General features: G+C 42.5%; 18 protein-coding genes. 4 read left to right on the forward strand and 14 right to left on the reverse strand.

The genetic code is table 11. The features are described from left to right. Window positions 1-8: 8 nt before the first annotated feature. The 8 genes from pyrH to B9N65_RS03490 all read right to left on the reverse strand — a co-directional run bounded on the left by pyrH (window position 9) and on the right by B9N65_RS03490 (window position 6,767). Complete coding sequence (pyrH, locus tag B9N65_RS03455; RefSeq protein WP_009294284.1) at window positions 9-725, reverse strand: UMP kinase; 717 nt, start codon at window positions 723-725, stop codon at window positions 9-11. Between the two features lie 73 nt (window positions 726-798). Continuing rightward, window positions 799-2,016 (reverse strand): murein hydrolase activator EnvC family protein, encoded by a 1,218-nt coding sequence (locus tag B9N65_RS03460; RefSeq protein ID WP_009294285.1) that lies wholly within the window; start codon window positions 2,014-2,016, stop codon window positions 799-801. Continuing rightward, window positions 2,013-2,828: a cell division protein FtsX gene (locus tag B9N65_RS03465; RefSeq protein ID WP_087582816.1), complete on the reverse strand. Its 816-nt coding sequence runs from the start codon at window positions 2,826-2,828 to the stop codon at window positions 2,013-2,015. The genes B9N65_RS03460 and B9N65_RS03465 overlap by 4 nt, the downstream gene beginning before the upstream one ends. Then, a complete protein-coding gene (locus B9N65_RS03470; protein ID WP_087582817.1) occupies window positions 2,815-3,486 on the reverse strand; it encodes a cell division ATP-binding protein FtsE in 672 nt (223 codons plus the stop codon). Before B9N65_RS03470 ends, B9N65_RS03465 begins: the two co-directional genes overlap by 14 nt. Further along, on the reverse strand, window positions 3,470-4,657 hold the full coding sequence (gene trmB / locus B9N65_RS03475) for a tRNA (guanosine(46)-N7)-methyltransferase TrmB (RefSeq protein ID WP_087582818.1): 1,188 nt from the start codon (window positions 4,655-4,657) through the stop codon (window positions 3,470-3,472). The genes B9N65_RS03470 and trmB overlap by 17 nt, the downstream gene beginning before the upstream one ends. Continuing rightward, window positions 4,657-5,070, reverse strand: coding sequence for a hypothetical protein (locus B9N65_RS03480; protein WP_087582819.1), 414 nt, complete (start codon window positions 5,068-5,070; stop codon window positions 4,657-4,659). The genes trmB and B9N65_RS03480 overlap by 1 nt, the downstream gene beginning before the upstream one ends. Window positions 5,071-5,188: 118 nt before the next feature. Continuing rightward, window positions 5,189-5,863 (reverse strand): fibronectin type III domain-containing protein, encoded by a 675-nt coding sequence (locus tag B9N65_RS03485; protein WP_180385121.1) that lies wholly within the window; start codon window positions 5,861-5,863, stop codon window positions 5,189-5,191. After that, the gene (locus B9N65_RS03490; protein WP_087582849.1) at window positions 5,796-6,767 is read right to left on the reverse strand and encodes an RluA family pseudouridine synthase; all 972 of its coding nucleotides are present in this window, start codon (window positions 6,765-6,767) and stop codon (window positions 5,796-5,798) included. The genes B9N65_RS03485 and B9N65_RS03490 overlap by 68 nt, the downstream gene beginning before the upstream one ends. A 52-nt stretch (window positions 6,768-6,819) precedes the next feature. On the opposite strand from B9N65_RS03490, the gene B9N65_RS03495 reads away from it, so the two are divergent. Further along, window positions 6,820-7,926, forward strand: a complete 1,107-nt coding sequence (locus B9N65_RS03495; protein WP_087582820.1) for an FtsW/RodA/SpoVE family cell cycle protein — start codon at window positions 6,820-6,822, stop codon at window positions 7,924-7,926. 6 nt (window positions 7,927-7,932) lie between these two features. Continuing rightward, entirely contained in the window at window positions 7,933-8,076 is a 144-nt protein-coding gene (locus B9N65_RS10980) for a hypothetical protein (protein ID WP_180385122.1), read from the forward strand. A gap of 365 nt (window positions 8,077-8,441) precedes the next feature. Here B9N65_RS10980 and B9N65_RS03500 read toward each other — a convergent pair whose 3' ends face one another. The 5 genes from B9N65_RS03500 to gap all read right to left on the reverse strand — a co-directional run bounded on the left by B9N65_RS03500 (window position 8,442) and on the right by gap (window position 13,060). Next, window positions 8,442-9,110 (reverse strand): DUF2625 family protein, encoded by a 669-nt coding sequence (locus tag B9N65_RS03500; RefSeq protein WP_087582821.1) that lies wholly within the window; start codon window positions 9,108-9,110, stop codon window positions 8,442-8,444. A gap of 78 nt (window positions 9,111-9,188) precedes the next feature. Further along, entirely contained in the window at window positions 9,189-10,007 is an 819-nt protein-coding gene (gene fabI / locus B9N65_RS03505) for an enoyl-ACP reductase FabI (protein ID WP_087582822.1), read from the reverse strand. 154 nt (window positions 10,008-10,161) lie between these two features. After that, window positions 10,162-10,842 (reverse strand): triose-phosphate isomerase, encoded by a 681-nt coding sequence (locus B9N65_RS03510; RefSeq protein ID WP_087582823.1) that lies wholly within the window; start codon window positions 10,840-10,842, stop codon window positions 10,162-10,164. A 3-nt stretch (window positions 10,843-10,845) separates the two neighbouring features. Further along, window positions 10,846-12,045 carry a phosphoglycerate kinase gene (locus tag B9N65_RS03515; protein ID WP_002941208.1) on the reverse strand — a complete coding sequence of 400 codons (1,200 nt, stop codon included), beginning with the start codon at window positions 12,043-12,045 and terminating at the stop codon, window positions 10,846-10,848. Between the two features lie 16 nt (window positions 12,046-12,061). Further along, window positions 12,062-13,060, reverse strand: coding sequence for a type I glyceraldehyde-3-phosphate dehydrogenase (gene gap, locus B9N65_RS03520; protein WP_087582824.1), 999 nt, complete (start codon window positions 13,058-13,060; stop codon window positions 12,062-12,064). A 79-nt stretch (window positions 13,061-13,139) separates the two neighbouring features. On the opposite strand from gap, the gene nadD reads away from it, so the two are divergent. Continuing rightward, window positions 13,140-14,021 (forward strand): nicotinate (nicotinamide) nucleotide adenylyltransferase, encoded by an 882-nt coding sequence (gene nadD, locus B9N65_RS03525; protein ID WP_087582825.1) that lies wholly within the window; start codon window positions 13,140-13,142, stop codon window positions 14,019-14,021. On the opposite strand, the gene B9N65_RS03530 is transcribed toward nadD, so the two are convergent. Beyond that, the gene (locus B9N65_RS03530; protein WP_087582826.1) at window positions 14,005-14,988 is read right to left on the reverse strand and encodes a YeiH family protein; all 984 of its coding nucleotides are present in this window, start codon (window positions 14,986-14,988) and stop codon (window positions 14,005-14,007) included. The two genes, nadD and B9N65_RS03530, sit on opposite strands and share 17 nt — an antisense overlap. Window positions 14,989-15,091: 103 nt before the next feature. Between B9N65_RS03530 and B9N65_RS03535 the strand changes: the two genes are divergently transcribed. After that, complete coding sequence (locus B9N65_RS03535) at window positions 15,092-16,027, forward strand: sugar transferase (RefSeq protein ID WP_087582827.1); 936 nt, start codon at window positions 15,092-15,094, stop codon at window positions 16,025-16,027.

Here is a 16,027-nt window from a genome sequence, read left to right on the forward strand (position 1 = left end):
TTTGAAATTTATTTTACAACTGAGTATAGGGCTGCTTCTTCTTCATTTATTATTTTTAATAAATTTCCAGCCTTAAACATATTACAAACTAAGATCGGCAGTGCGTTGTCCTTTGCTAAAGCTATGGCAGTATCGTCCATAACCTTGATATCATCGCTCATCGCCTTTTCGTAGTTTAGTGATTTTAGAAGTTTTGCATCTTTGAATTTTTTAGGATCTTTGTCATAAACGCCATCAACTTTTGTCGCTTTTATGATCATATCTGAGCCGATCTCGATAGCTCTTAGCGTAGCTGCTGTATCTGTTGTGAAGAATGGATTACCAGTGCCTGCAGCAAAGATGACAACTCTGCCCTTTTCTAAATGGCGCTGCGCACGTCCCACGATGAAAGTCTCACAGATCGCTTCCATCTTGATCGCACTTTGCACTCTTACTTCAAGTCCGCTTCTCTCCAAAGCTTCACGCATCGCGATCGAGTTGATGACAGTTGCTAGCATGCCCATGTGATCGCCACTTGTTCGCTTGATGATACCATCTTTTGCAGCGCTCACACCGCGCACTATGTTGCCACCGCCTATTACGATGCCAACTTCGATATCATTTTCTATAAGCTCTTTTATCTCGCTTGCTATAAATTTAAGCACAGCTGTGTCTATACCAAAACCATTTTCTCCAGCCAAGGCCTCGCCTGAAAATTTGACCAATACGCGTTTTCTCTTACTCATTGTCATGCTCCTTGAAATTCACGCATTTTAGCCAAAAAGGCTTTAAATTTAGCTAATAACGCTTACAAAGTGACTATTTTGAGATCATTTCAAGCGGGTCGATATGGTAGTTTCTTTGCGTTACTTCAAAGGTTAGATCATTTCTAACTCGGCCTATGACGTAGCCTTTTTGCACGACTGAGCCGACCTTTACAGTTGGCGCGATCTGGCTTAGGTGGGCGTAGATCGTGTGGATGCCGTTTTCGTTTTCGATGATGACGACATTTTCAAGCATCGGAGTTGCTTTTGCAAAGACGACCTTGCCATTTAAAACGCTTTTAACCTTCGCATCTGGCGTGCTTGAGCGAAGTATGACTGACTCGTTAAAAATTTTGATGTTATATATCGGGTCTACGTAGTTGCCAAATTTTTGCTTCACAGAGTAGCTATCAAGCGGAGCGATCGTCCTTGCGCCTGAGTACCTCTTAACAGAGCTTGTCTGATAGCCCCCACCCATTGGCTGGCTCTTTTCGCCCTTTTTACCACCTTTGCTAGCTGCTCTTTCTTGCTTTTCTCTGGCAGCTCTGGCTGCTTCATCCTCTTGCTTTTGCATGATAGCAAGCTGCTCAAGCGTCTTTCTTAGCTCGTCTTGTTGGGCTTGAAGTTTGGCTAGCTTTTTGCTGTAAATTTCTTTATCACGTTTTAGCCCGTTTATTGTATTTTTCTGCGTGCTCTCTAGGCTTTGTAGATCATTTTGCTTGCGCCTATAGTTTTTTATACTTGAGTTTATCTCATTTATCTTACTTGATTTGTTTTTTATCTTTTCTATCGTATCTTCGTAGTTTTGGCTAAGCCTTTTAAAGTCCTCTTTTGCTATGGCATTTAGCTTGGTTAAAATTTGAGATGAGATGATGCTCTCTTCGCTTTGTTTGCCCTCGCTTGCAGACATCATGAGATCAAATGAGAGATCTTCTGCGATGATCCTTATCATATTTTGCTCTAGCTCTTTTTGGGTGCGCTCTAGCTCTTTGTTTTGCTTTGTTAGATCATCAAGCTCAAGAAGCGCTTTTGAAGCATTTGTCTCAAGAACTGAAATTTGACCTTTTAAATTTGTGATATCGCCGCTTATGCCGCGAAGTTTTTTCTCGCCATTTACGATATCGCCAGCCAAGTCATCAAGCTTTTTACTAAGCTGCTCGCTCATCGCCTGCGTCGATCTTAGCGAGTTTTTGGAGTCTTTTATCTTCTCTTTAGTATTTGATGCAAAAGCTAGACTAAAAGCTAGCAAAAGTGTAAAAATTCCTTTTTTCATATCGTGCTTTTTCTAGCCTTACTCATCACTAAACTAACAGCAAAAATGCTTAAAACCACAGCCACGCCAAAAAGGATAAATATATCTCTTGAAAGATCAAGGCTAGGCAAGACTACATCTATGCTTGCGGCATTTTCTCTAAAAATTTCAATGCTAGGCAAGAAAAAGAAAAACGCACCAACAACAATGGTCGCAACTATGCTATCAACCATGGCTGATTTATATAGCATGGCTGATTTTAGCCAAAATGGCGCGCCAAAAAGCGTCATGATCTCGATGCGCTCTCTGTGCTCAAATAGCCAAATTTTGGTCTGCTTAAGCATAAGCATAAGCCCAACAACACAAAGTATCGCCATAAATGCATAAGATATGCTTTTGGCTAAATTTAGCATCTTAAAGACCTTGTCATGGGTCTTTGAAAATGTCTCGACCTTGCTTATGCCATCAAATTTCAAAAGCTTTTGCTTTATCTCCTCCATATACTCTGGCGATGGAAATTCGCTTAATCTTAGCGAGTAAAATCTAGGCAAGGCGTTTTGAAGAATGGATAAATTTTTAGCCGAGATGTCGTTTGATAGGCGGTCGATGATCTTTTGCGGGCTTAGTGGCTCAATGCTAGCTAGCGTGCTAACTACTGGCTTTAGCACTGGCTCGCTTAGCTCTTTGTTTGAGACCACCACGATGTTGTAGTCATTTCCCATAAGCCTCTCATACTCTCTCACGATCTTGTCCGCTGTGAGGCTAAACTGCACTGAAAATAAAAGCGCGATTAACGGCAGGATAAACCCGAGGTGGTTTTTAAGCGATCTCATGCACGCCTCCATTTTCTATTACAAAGTGGCGGTATGGGATGCGAAGCGTTGATGGGATGTGATGCGTCACCACAACCACGCTTGTGCCTAGAAATTCTCTAGCTGATTTTAGAAGCGACCAGATGACGTCGCTTGAGTATTCGTCTAAATTTCCTGTTGGCTCGTCGCATAAGAGCAAATTTGGATTGTGCGCGAGTGCTCTTGCCATGGCAACTCTTTGCTGTTCGCCGCCACTTAGCTCGCGAGGGTATTTATCGGCTTTATGAAGCATATTTACATGTTTTAAAAGTTTAGCGACCTGCTTTTTGCTCACATTTTGATTGACGCCTTTGATGATGAGGGGTAGCATGACGTTTTTTTCGACGCTCCACTCATTTATCAAGCGATAGTTTTGAAATATAATGCCAACTCGCTGCCTAAGCTCGCAAAGTCTTTTGTCGTCGATATCGTCCATTTGCGTCATGCAGACATTTAGCTCGCCAGCAAGGGGCGAAATTTCTCCGTAAAATGACTTTAAAAGCGTGCTTTTTCCGCTTCCGCTCTTGCCTGTAATAAAGACAAAGTCATTTGCGTAGATGTCTAAATTTACGCTATTGATCACAACCTCGTTGCGCTCATAAGCTAGGCTTAAATTTCTTGCGCTAATTATCTCTTGCATCAGCCAAATACTCCTTCAAAAGCTCGTGTGCTGCTAAATTTTCACGAATTAAGATCGGTTTTTTTATAAAATATTCGCTTTTCTCATCGCTTATTTTGATGAAACACTGCTCTGGTTTGTTAAACGCTCCAAAGGCAACTTTTAACAAAATTTCACTCTCGTTTATGGTATAAATTTCTTCAAAATGTAAAAAGTGATCCTCTTTTTTGATGATGAAATTTTTAAAATTTTTAATGATATTTTTTACGTTTGTCTTTTCTTTAAAGCTAAAATCTCCAGCCAAAACGCTCTCATCGCTTTTTGCCTCACAAGTATAAATGACATCATAGATATCCTTATCTTGGCGTCTCCAGCGGTCTTCATACTTGCTAGTTACTTCTAAATTTCTATTTTTAAAAGCTTCGATTTTTGAGTTTGTGGGCTCTAAAAATTTACTCAAACTAAAGTCACAATACTCCTTGCTATCAGTCCGTAGCTCAAATTTACCACCAACCTTTAGTATTCTCTCGCACTCAAGCGCAAATGCCGATGAGACCACGCGTCTATGCTCGGCCTTATCCCACGGCACCGGAAAGTGCAAAAACACTCTATCAACCAAATTTGATCCGATAAGCGAGAGTAAGAGTCTTGCGTCGGTATTTATCAGCCGCACGTTTTCTAGGGCATTTGCCCTAGCTAGCTTTGCTACTTGCTCGATGCTTGGTTTATAGACCTCTATGCCGATAACTAGGGCTTTTGGGTTATTTTTAGCCTGATAGAGCAAGTGCCTGCCAGAGCCAAAGCCTATCTCGATAAATATCTCTTCAAATTTATCTTTTAGCTCACAAAATGCTGGCGCAAACTCCTCAAGACTTAAAATTTCACTCACTTTTTTGGTCAAATTTGTCTTTTTGACGGCAAATGCTTGGCTGATGATACCGTTACAACTTTGCTCTTTAAAAAGCTCCAACGCCTCTTGCAAAAGGCCAACTTTAGCAGGCTTTGTAAGTTTTTCTCCCTTTACGACGGTGCCAGTTTTACCAGGCTTTACGACTAGAAAAAAGCCTTCATCTTCATTTTTTGTGTAGATGAGCCTCTCGTTTCGGCCACTTGCTTGCCAAAGAAATTTAATTTTGTCATTACCAAATGGAAACGAGAGCTCTTTTAAGGATGAAGCGATGAAATTTGGCATTATTTTATGCTAACTTCTGCTTTTGATGACTTATCAGAGGCGATGCCGTATTCATCGACTGCTACGACGCTATAAGAGTAGCTAGCACCAGCTTGAACGCTGTCATCTCTAAGCCCAGTATCACTTATACCGCTAAAGACTTTCTCGCTAGCACCGCTTCTATAAACTGTATATGAGCTAGCTCTATCAACTGCACTCCAGCTTACATTTACACCGCTGCCATCGTAGCTAGCGCTTATGTTTGGAGTTTTTGGTGCGCCAAGCGTGCTACCAACGATCGGCTCTTCTTGCTTCAAGCTCTCAAGACCGTCTTTATCGACAGCTGTGACTCTATAATACCTTGTCGCTGCGTTTGTGTTTATAAGATCCTCATAGGTGTTGCTAGTCGTTTTTGCTAGATATGTGTAAGGCAAAATTTTACTTGTCGTTCTATAAACCTTAAAATAAGCAAAATCCTCAGCTGGCGCGTAATCCCACGTTAAGATGATCTTTTTTGGAGCATTTTTTGTCGCTTGGACGTTCGTTACTGATTTAGGGTAACTCCTTTGTTGTGGCGCTTATGTTTTGGCTTGGTTTTGAGATGACGCCAGAAGAAGTTTTAACTAAGATCCTATACTCATAAGACCTGCCAGGTTTTACCTCGGTATCGATATACTCGGCATTTAGTCTGCCATTTACCTCTGCTACTTGGCTAAATTTATTAGCTCCTGCATCGCTTCTTTGGATGATGTAGCTTGCTACTGTGCTATCAGGATGTGGTCTCCAGATCACTTTTACGCGGCCTGGAAGCCCTGTGATAGCTTGCGCAAATGGCACAGAGTCAAGTAGTGGCTTAGTTGTCGCAGTTGCAATTGCACCTGGTTGAGAGATGGCGTTACTTGAGTAGGTTCTCATTTGGTATGAGTAAGTCGTCTCTGGAGCTAGGTCGCGATCCACGTAGTGCGTAGCAAAGCGGTCTTTTATATTTGCAACTAGTTGCATTTTTGAGTTTGCATCGTTTGGATTTGAGCGGTAAAGGTAGTAGCCAACGACGCTCTCATCGGTCACTGGGTTCCACTCGAAGCCAACTTCTGTCATATCTGAAATAGTTTTTAAGCTTGTAATCGTTGGTAGTGACGTGCTTTGCTGAGTCGGTACGCTAGAGCCGCATCCCGCTAAGAAAGCTACTAAAAATGGTGTCAATATGCGTAGGGCAAATTTTTTCATCAAAAATCTCCTTGGGAATTTTTTTGTAAATTATTTGGTTAAAGTCATCATACGTTTTTGCGGTAAATTCTACCCTTTTGCCAGTTCGCGGATGGATAAAATAGAGCATATAAGCGTGAAGCATAACCCTGCTTATTTTATCGCCTTGGCTCTTAAATCCGTATAAATCATCGCCTAAAATGTGGCGATTTATGCTAGCAAGATGCACTCTTATCTGGTGCGTCCTGCCTGTAAAAAGCTTTGCTGCTATCAAATTTACTCCGCCTTCGCTTAGCAAATTTACAAAGGCACTTTTTGCAAATTTAGCGTCTGCGACGATCGCTTTTTTTAGGCGGTTGTTTGGATTTCTGCCGATTGGCTTGTCGATGATGACGTCCTCTTTTAGGGGCAGGTCGATGAGTGCTAGATAAATTCGTCCCATGCTCTTATCGCTTAGCTGCTCGCTTAGTTTTGCGTGGGCGAAGTTGTTTTTAGCAACGACGATAGCGCCGCTAGTACCTTTATCTAGGCGGTGAACGATGCCAGCTCTTACGTCGCCGTTTAAATTTGAGAGCATAAAGCCCTTTTTGTTTAACCACTCAACAAGTGTCGCCTCTTTGACGCTTGGGGCTTGGTGAACGACAATTTGAGGTGGTTTATTAAGCACTATGAGATCGTCGTCTTCATAGATGATAGGGATATCGAAATTTACTTCGTATTCGTTTTGCACCTCTTTTTTTGGGGCAAAATTTACGCAAATTTCATCGTTTTCGCTCAGTAAAAAGCTTGGTTTTGAGACTGGTTTTAAATTCACGCTTATAAGGGAGTCTTTTATCAAATTTAAAGCTTGATTACGTGAAATTTGAAGCTCATGTGCTACTGCAACGTCTAGTCTTGAGCTATTTAAAACATTAAATTTAACCAAAATCAAAGCCTTGTTTGTGATATAATCTAGCCCAAAAAACAAGGTTTGCTTCTTGATAAAACTAGATCGGCGTATTTTAACACATTTTGATTTTATTCAGCCGTTTTTAATCATCCCAATCATAGCCATCTCATACATCTTAGTCTCCGAAGCAAACGACATTTTGGCAAACAAACAGCTTGTATATTTTGGCATAGGATTTGTCTCATTTTGCATCGCTTTTTTGCTGCCTATTAGACGCATCGACTGGATCATCCCGATGTTTTACTGGGTTTGCATCGTGCTGCTTTTAAGCGTTGATATCTTTGGCGTTAGCAAGCTTGGAGCTAGGCGCTGGCTGGAAATTCCATTCGTTCACTTTACTCTTCAGCCCTCAGAGCTGATGAAGCCAGCCTTTTTGCTGATGCTAGCCTATCTAGTTAAGCAGCGCCCGCCAGAGGCCCAGGGATACGGACTAAAAGACTTTTTAAGGCTTAGTTTTTACATACTTTTGCCATTTGCGCTCATCATGAAAGAGCCTGATCTTGGCACCGCGCTCATACTTTTGATAGTTGGCTACACAATCCTTTTTGTCATCGGCGTAAATAAGAAAATTTGGACATGCATCATCCTTGCCATAGGATTTTCGGCGCCGGTTTTGTATGAAAATTTGCATGATTATCAAAAAAAGAGGATCCACGACTTCATCGCCGAAGAGCCAAGCTACCACGTCAAACAAAGTATCATCGCCATAGGTAGCGGCGGGCTAAAAGGCAAGCCAAAGGACGAGGCGACGCAGACACACTTTAAATTTTTGCCAATCGCCACAAGCGACTTCATCTTTGCCTACAATATCGAGCGTTTTGGCTTTTACGGCGCGCTTCTTTTGCTGGGGCTTTATGGAGCGCTTATAACGCACTTACTTAGCCTAAACTACGGGCTTAAGAATGATTATTTCACGCAGGTGACCACCACTGGCATAGCCGCGCTCATCTTTGTCTACGTTGGGGTAAATGTCTCGATGACGATCGGCTTTGCGCCGGTTGTGGGCGTGCCGCTGCCGTTTTTTAGCTACGGCGGAAGCAGCTTTGTCACCTTCATGGTACTTTTTGGGATGCTGCAAAATCTGCTAACTTTTAGGTTTGATCAGACCTACCGCTCAGTGAAATTTAAATTTTAGAAATTTATGAGCGAGTATATCACGGCTCTAAATTTAGTGCTAAACGAAGTGCAGCCTAAATTTAGTAGTCTGCTAAGGCGAGTGAGTAAGATTTTAAAAATTTATTTTGTCAAATCAGACAAGCGTCAGGCAAATTTTAAAATTTCATGAACGAGTAATTTCGGCTCTAAAATTTGAGCTAAGCAGTAAGCAAAGCCAAATTTTAGTAGTCAATTCTTGCGATTGAATGAAAGTTTTAAAATTTGTAAAGCAATCTAATCAAATTTAAATGTTTACTTCTTTGTTAAGAGGGAAGAGGCTTGATCCCCTTAACGATCCCCTAACTCCGACAACGTTAGAAGTGCATGCTTCAGTGCTGGCGCACTGCATGCGGTTTTGTTACAAAAAACTCTATCAAATTTTAAAATTTGTAAAATAGTTTTTTAGAAATTTAAAGTTTTGTTTCTTTGTTAAGTTGCTAAGGTGAGTGAGTAAGATTTTAAAATTTGCAAAAGCCGAAATTTACAAAATCAATCCTATTTCTCCCCCTTAAACAAAGAGGCAAAATACTCATCGATATTAACGCCATCTTTTTTCATATCTTTTAGCCTCGCCCTTACGTCGGCGTCTTGCCAAAGAAGTGGTGGTAGCGCAAACATCGCTCTATCAAGGCTAAAATTTCTTACATCTTCGCGCCAGCCATCCCAGCGGTAAAGCTCGTAAAATTTAGATATATCGCCACTTAGCGCCCAGTATAAAAACTGCGAGTAGCCAAGCTTCGTATCCTCCCATTTGCCGCTATCTGGTGCGTAGTAAAAGACGTTGCCAGCTTTGCCACCAAAGGCGCCGCCATTTACCGCAAAAAATCCACCCAAAACATCGTCCGCAACGAGCAAATAACTAGGCATCTGCCCTGCTTCGATAAAGCTTTTGCCAAGGTTGAAGCTGTAAATTCCGCGCTTCATCTGCTCACATCCTGAGCCAAGCAGGCGTAGCCAACCACCATCTATCACAATGCCACCGCACCCATAAACAAGCGCTCCCATCGGCGAACGAGTGGTGACTTGAAGCCCTAAAAGCTCGCTTTGAGCCCTGCTCTCATCTCGAGGCAAAATTTCATAGCTATTTTTGGCCTCTTTTAGCCACTCTTCGATCAGCGCCCAGCCTGGCTCATTTGTGTCTATAAGCTCATCTAAAGCCCTCATTTTCTGTCCTTGCGATAAATTTGGTGAAATTTAAAAGAAGAATTTGGCGAGTCGCCCCGCCAAATTTATATAGATAGGTTATTTTGCGTCCCAAGCTAGAATCGTGTTGCCCTCGGCATCGGTAGCCACGTCGCCCATACCCATGATGTTGTAGCCGCAATCTACGTAATGAACTTCGCCTGTTACGCCGCTAGCTAGGTCGCTAAGCAGATACATAGCGCTGTTGCCGACATCTTCAGTGGTGACGTTGCGTTTTAGCGGGCTATTTACTTCGTTGTAGCGTAAAATCATCCTAAAGTCGCCTATTCCGCTTGCGGCAAGCGTTTTGATAGGGCCTGCGCTGATCGCATTTACGCGGATATTTTTAGCACCAAGGTCATGCGCTAGGTAGCGAACCGAGCTTTCAAGTGCGGCTTTGGCAACGCCCATGACGTTGTAGTGTGGCACAAATTTTGGTCCGCCAAGGTATGTAAGAGTTAGCACCGAGCCGCCCTCTTTTAGCACCGGTAAGACCGCGCGAGTAAGGCTTAGTAGTGAATAAACGCTAGTGCCCATCGCTATGTCAAATGCCTCTTTTGTTGTGTTTACAAACTCGCCCTCAAGTGCCTCTTTTGGTGCGTAAGCCACTGCGTGCACGACAAAATCGATCTCGCCAAGGTCTTTTTTGATTTGATTTGCAAGCCCGTCTAGGTGAACTTGGTTATTTACGTCAAGCTCATAGACAAATTTACTACCAAACTCCTCAGCGATCGGCTCTACACGCTTTTTAAGAGCGTCATTTAGGTATGTAAACGCCATCTGCGCACCTTGATCGTGACAAGCTTTTGCAATGCCGTAAGCGATTGATTTCGCATTAGCAACACCGACGATCAGACCCTTTTTTCCTTTTAAAGTCATTATTTCTCCTTTAAAATTTTGCAATTCAAATTTTAAACCAAATTTAATAGTGGCAGTATCGTGAGATGAATTTTAATGTTGTGTAGAAATTTTAGGTCAAGACTAGGCAAATAGCCTGTCGCAGACTTAAAATTTCGAACTCATTAAAAAGCGCTCACGAGACAACGCGTATCAAATTTAAAAAATTATTCGCATCCCAGCTGGCTGTCCCTACCAAAACCCCATCGCAGCTTTTTATACCTGCGATATCAGCGATATTTGCTGCATTGACGCTTCCGCCGTAAAGTAGTGGCACGTTTGCCTTTGTCTTTAAAAAACTTAGCACCTCATCTATCTGCTCTATGTTAGCGCTTTTACCGGTTCCTATCGCCCAGATCGGCTCGTAGGCGATGACTAAATTTTTATAGCCCAGGTCTATATTTTCAAGCTGGCGGCTTAGAAATTCTTTGGTCGCTCCGCTTTCATTTGTGCTTAAATTTTCTCCGATGCAGTAGATCACATTCCAGCCATTTTTTGCGGCAAAGTCAAATTTTGCTCGCAAAAACTCCTCGCTTTCATTTAAAATTTCACGCCTCTCAGAGTGGCCGATCAGCACGTCTTTGATCTCAAATTCATCAAGCATCGCCTTGCCGATCTCGCCAGTATATGCCCCACTCTCGCATGGGTAGAAATTCTGCGCCCCAAGCCTAAAAATATGCCTTTTTTCATCAAAGGCACTAGCAGGAGCAAATACGCTCACATCGTCGTTTGCGCTTAAATTTTCGTCTAAAATTTTCGCGTACTCTCTAAAGCTCGCTCTTGTGTGGTTGCACTTTAAATTCGCTAGAAATTTCAAGGCCTACTCCTCTTTTCTAAGCGGCTTTATGCCAGGCAGCTCTTTGCCTTCTATTAGCTCCAAGCTCGCACCGCCGCCAGTCGAGATAAATGTCATCTCATCAGCGTCTCCTGCGCGCTCGACCACGTCAGCCGTATCGCCACCGCCAACGACGGTTGTCGCGTGAGTGTCGATGATAGCGTGGCTCATTTTGATGCTACCCTTGCTAAATTTATCCATCTCAAAAACGCCCATAGGTCCGTTCCACCAGATGGTTTGCGCATCTGCGATGACCTCTTTAAATAGCCTAATCGACGCTGGCCCGATGTCAAGCCCCATCCAACCATTTGGGATCTCTTGAGCTGGGACATATTTTACGGCACTTTCAGCTGAAAATGTCTGAGCAGCGACGACATCTACTGGCAGGTAAATTTTCACACCTAGCTCTTTGCCTTTTTGTAAAATTTGCCTTGCATCTTCGATGAGCTCTTCTTCAAGGAGCGAATTTCCGATGTTTTCGCCAAGTGATTTTAAAAATGTAAATGCCATACCGCCGCCAATTATGAGCTTATCGACGCGTGGCAGAAGGTTATGCAAGGCTTGAAGCTTGCCACTTACCTTTGAGCCGCCCACGACTGCGACAAATGGACGAGATGGATGTTTTATCAAATTTTGAGCGAAATTTATCTCTTTTTGTAGTAAAAATCCCGCTGCCTTGTGCTTCTCATCATAAAATTTAGTTATTGCTTCGACAGATGCGTGAGCTCTGTGGCAAACGCCAAATGCGTCATTTATGTAAAATTCGCCAAAACCTGAAAGCTCTTTTGCCAAAGCCTCATCGTTTTTGGTTTCGCCCTTTTCAAAGCGTAAATTTTCTATCATTAAAATTTCGCCTGGCTTTAGAGCTGCAGCCTTTGTTTTAGCGTCATTTCCGATCACATCTTCAGCAAATATCACCTCTCTATCAAGCAGCCTTGATAGCCTCTTAGCCACGCCTTGAAGTGAAAATTTCTCTTCATAGCCGTTTTTTGGACGCCCTAAGTGACTAGCCAAAACCACGCTGCAGCCATTATCTAGGCAGTAGCGGATAGTTGGTATCGCTGAGCGGATCCTGCGGTCATCAGTGATGTTTAAAAACTCGTCCATAGGCACGTTAAAATCGCACCTTATAAAGACTTTTGCACCATTAAGCTCAAGGTCGTTGATCGATAAAATATCACTCATTTTTCACCCTTTAAATTTACTTTGTAGCCACGATCTTAGCAAGATCAACTAGCCTTGTTGAGTAGCCCCACTCGTTGTCGTACCACGCAAAGACCTTCACCATATCATCAGCGATAACCTGCGTGGTGTCGCTCGCTACGATGCTGCTAAAGGTGCTTGTGCAAAAGTCGCTGCTGACTCTGTAGTCGTTATCGACGAATAAAATTCCCTTTAAATTTGACTCCGCAGCCGCCCTAAATGCCTCGTTTATCTCCTCTTTGCTAGCTGGTCTTTTTAAAACCGCCGTTAGATCGACCATTGAAACGTTTGCCACTGGCACACGCACTGCTTGGCCGTGCAGCTTACCACTTAGCTCTGGAAGCACTTTAGCGATCGCTTTTGCAGCTCCAGTTGTCGTAGGTCCGATATTTAGCGCTGCTGCACGTGAGCGGCGGAAATCTTTAGCTTTTACATCAACTAGGCTCTGACCATTTGTATATGCATGGATCGTAGTCATTAGCCCCTTTACGATGCCAAATTTATCGTTTAGCACCTTTGCCACTGGAGCTAGGCCGTTTGTGGTGCAGCTTGCGTTTGAGACGATCGCTTCGCCTGCGTATTTATCGTCATTTACGCCAACTACAAATGTGGCTGTGTCATCTTTTGCTGGAGCGCTCATGACGACTTTTTTGACGCCGCGAGCAAGATATGGCTCACATTTTTCAGTGGTTAAAAACTTGCCAGTGCACTCTAAAACCACGTCTGCACCGTAGTCTGCGTAGCTAAGCTCGTTTAGATCTCTTGTAGAAAAAACTCTTATTTTTTTGCCATTTACTTCTATAAATTCGTCGCTTATCACCTTAACGTCTTGCTTAAATTCGCCATGCACGCTGTCGTATTTGAGCAAGTACCTCGTCATATCCCTTGTTGCGGTGTCGTTAATAGCGACAAGCTCAACATCGTCTCGCTCTAAAATAATACGCGCAGCACACCTACCGATACGCCCAAAGCCGTTTATTGCTACTTTAACTGACATCTTAGCTCCTTTTGATATAATTACGCCTAATTCTACAAAAAAGAATTTTAAAACAAATATAAACAAGGCACTTTAATAGATGAAGTTAGCACTTTTTGGCGGGAGCTTTGATCCGGTTCATTTAGGACACGATAGCATTGTGAAAATGGCACTAAGCGGCCTTGATATCGACAAGCTCATCATCATGCCAACTTTTATAAGTCCCTTTAAGAGCGAATTTTCAGCTCCACCAGAGCTTCGCCTAAAGTGGATAAGAGAAATTTGGGGCGGCCTAGAGAAGGTCGAGATCTCAGACTATGAGATAAATTTAGCCCGCCCAGTGCCTACCATAGAGACGGTTAAGTATTTGTATAAGAAATTCAAGATAGAGAAATTTTATCTCATAATAGGCGCGGACCACCTAGCCACGCTTGATAAGTGGCATGGCTACGAGGAGCTAAAAAATTTAGTGCAGTTTGTGATTGCCAAGCGCAATCACATAGAAATTCCGCAAAATTTACAAAAAATGGACGTGCATGTGGATGTTAGCTCGTCGCAGATCAGGCATCAAAAGGGGCTTGATGAGCTGCCTAGCGAGATAAAAGATGAGATTATAAATTTTTACCAAGGATTAAAGATGCAAGAGAGATCGATGCAAGAGCGCACCGAAAGTATAGTTAAGGTTTTAGACGCAAAAAAGGCTGAAGAGATACAAGTGTTTGATATGAGCGGGGATGATTATTTCGTAAAGGCCGTAGTTATCGCTACTACGCTTGGCGAGAGGCACGCTTACTCGCTGGCTGAGGATCTAAAAGAGGAGCTTAAGCCTCTTGGAGAGAGATTTATAGGTACGGAGAGCTCGCCTGATTGGATCGTGATGGACCTTGGCGACATTTTGATACACCTTTTAAGCCCAGCTTACAGAGCAAAATACAACATCGAAGAGTTTTTGCAAAAACTAAAAACTAGCAAAGAGTCTTAACAAAGACAAGCGATGAGCAAATAAGCCATAAAAATATAAAAAATGCTAGCAAAAATGGCTTTTTGCCCGTCGCTTTAAATATACTCCTATCTATCCCAAAACCCAAAGCACACATCGCAACGCAAAGGCAAATGCTAGCGGCTAGCTTTAAAATTTGCACCAAATTTTCAGGGAAAAATGGCAAAGATCTAACGCAGATCGCCACTAAGAAAAATAGCGCAAACCATGGTATGCTCTTTAGCTTTGAGCCACCGCTATTTTGGCTTAAATTTAAGAAATTTAGCAAAAACAAAAATGGCACAAGCATGATGACGCGAAGCATTTTTATGATGACGGCGGTGCTACTTGCTGTGCTATCAAATGCTGCTGAGGCTGCCACTACATGGGCTACTTCGTGAAGTGAGCCACCGATAAAAAAGCCAGTTTGGTGCGGCGTAAGAGCTAGAAATTTAGCGATAAATGGATAGATAAACATGCCAATCGTTCCAAAGAGCACCACCGTGCAAATGGCGATAGCAAGCTTGTTTGCGTCTGCTTTTATCTCATTTTGAGTAGCCATAACAGCAGCTGCGCCGCATATGCTAGCCCCTGAGCCAATGAGCACGGCGCTATCCTTGCTAAGCCCCAAAGCTTTAGCGGCAAAAAGCGCAAAGCAAAAGGTCGCAAAAACCATAAAAGCTGCGTATATCACGCCAATGGTACCGACACTTGCGATCTCGCTAAGGCTTATGTTAAAGCCAAAAAGTATGATGCCTAGTCTTAAAATTTGCTTCCCAGCGATCGCTACGACGCCACTACTTTTTAAAATTTGAGTCTGTTTGGTGAAAAGATTTGCAAAAATGGCACCTAAAATGATAGAGATGATGAGCGGACTTGTGTGAAATTTAGCCAAGACCGTGTTTGAGAGCGCAAAAGAAACGCCGCATATGAGCGCTAAAACAAGCACAGCAAGAAATTTATGAGACATATTTTAACCTTAACTCTTTTTTTAAAAATGCAATTAGCACGTTTGGGTATAATTAGACGAATTTTATAATGCAAATTTAAAATAAAGATAAAGGGATAGGCCTATGATCATCCTTGGCGAAAAATATACTTTCACCAAACTCGAGCTAGAGAAGCTTAGGAAGAAATTTGGCCAGGTGAATTTTTTATCCCCTGAAAATAGCGACGCAAAAGCTTTGCGAAGTGCGCTAGAAAATCTCATAAAATCAGGCGATCAGAGGCTAATAGTGCTAAATACCCAAAAGCCTGTCGATAGCAAACTAGTGAGATTTCTCACGCTTTTGCAGTTTAAGACGAAGTATAAAAAGATCAAATTTCTAAATGTGGAGAGCTTTTTAGAAATTTACTTGCAAAAGTGCTACATCCCAGAAAATGGCGAAAATTTAAACTTTTTAAACGACATAAAGCCTTACAATGCCTTTGAATACGCCTTAAAACGCGTGATCGACTACGCAAGCTGCTCACTGCTTCTTGTAATACTTTTTGTGCTTAAATTTTACGTAAAGAAAAAGATAGACGAGCAGTCCCCTGGCAGCCTTTACTTCTTGCAAAATAGGGTTGGGCTGGGCAACAGAGAATTTGAATGCATCAAATTTCGCTCGATGGTGGTTGATGCTGAAAAAGACGGGGCTAAATTTGCTAGCAAAAACGATGAGAGAGTCTTTGAATTTGGCGAATTTATGCGTAAAACTCGCATCGACGAGGTGCCACAGTGCATAAATGTGCTTCGCGGTCAGATGCACCTAATAGGCCCAAGGCCTGAGCGAAGATACTGGATAAATTTCTTTGAAAAAGAGATCCCTTACTACAATGAACGCCACATCGTCCGCCCAGGGATTACCGGCTGGGCACAGGTAAACTACCCTTACGGCGCAAACACTCACGACGCCAAACAAAAGCTAATGTATGATCTTTACTACATCAAGCACTGGTCACTTTGGCTGGAGATAAAGATCATAGCAAAAACTATTGCAATTATATTTGAAAAAAGGGGAGTTTAG

The organism is Campylobacter concisus, from assembly GCF_002165815.1.
Taxonomy (GTDB): domain Bacteria; phylum Campylobacterota; class Campylobacteria; order Campylobacterales; family Campylobacteraceae; genus Campylobacter_A; species Campylobacter_A concisus_BH.

What these genes read in the sequence shown, in the direction of transcription:
- pyrH (WP_009294284.1), bottom strand. Translation starts at nt 725, where the DNA reads ATGAGTAAGAGAAAACGCGTATTGGTCAAATTTTCAGGCGAGGCCTTG.
- B9N65_RS03460 (WP_009294285.1), bottom strand. Translation starts at nt 2,016, where the DNA reads ATGAAAAAAGGAATTTTTACACTTTTGCTAGCTTTTAGTCTAGCTTTT.
- B9N65_RS03465 (WP_087582816.1), bottom strand. Translation starts at nt 2,828, where the DNA reads ATGAGATCGCTTAAAAACCACCTCGGGTTTATCCTGCCGTTAATCGCG.
- B9N65_RS03470 (WP_087582817.1), bottom strand. Translation starts at nt 3,486, where the DNA reads ATGCAAGAGATAATTAGCGCAAGAAATTTAAGCCTAGCTTATGAGCGC.
- trmB (WP_087582818.1), bottom strand. Translation starts at nt 4,657, where the DNA reads ATGCCAAATTTCATCGCTTCATCCTTAAAAGAGCTCTCGTTTCCATTT.
- B9N65_RS03485 (WP_180385121.1), bottom strand. Translation starts at nt 5,863, where the DNA reads ATGAAAAAATTTGCCCTACGCATATTGACACCATTTTTAGTAGCTTTC.
- B9N65_RS10980 (WP_180385122.1), top strand. Translation starts at nt 7,933, where the DNA reads ATGAGCGAGTATATCACGGCTCTAAATTTAGTGCTAAACGAAGTGCAG.
- B9N65_RS03500 (WP_087582821.1), bottom strand. Translation starts at nt 9,110, where the DNA reads ATGAGGGCTTTAGATGAGCTTATAGACACAAATGAGCCAGGCTGGGCG.
- fabI (WP_087582822.1), bottom strand. Translation starts at nt 10,007, where the DNA reads ATGACTTTAAAAGGAAAAAAGGGTCTGATCGTCGGTGTTGCTAATGCG.
- B9N65_RS03515 (WP_002941208.1), bottom strand. Translation starts at nt 12,045, where the DNA reads ATGAGTGATATTTTATCGATCAACGACCTTGAGCTTAATGGTGCAAAA.
- gap (WP_087582824.1), bottom strand. Translation starts at nt 13,060, where the DNA reads ATGTCAGTTAAAGTAGCAATAAACGGCTTTGGGCGTATCGGTAGGTGT.
- nadD (WP_087582825.1), top strand. Translation starts at nt 13,140, where the DNA reads ATGAAGTTAGCACTTTTTGGCGGGAGCTTTGATCCGGTTCATTTAGGA.
- B9N65_RS03530 (WP_087582826.1), bottom strand. Translation starts at nt 14,988, where the DNA reads ATGTCTCATAAATTTCTTGCTGTGCTTGTTTTAGCGCTCATATGCGGC.
- B9N65_RS03535 (WP_087582827.1), top strand. Translation starts at nt 15,092, where the DNA reads ATGATCATCCTTGGCGAAAAATATACTTTCACCAAACTCGAGCTAGAG.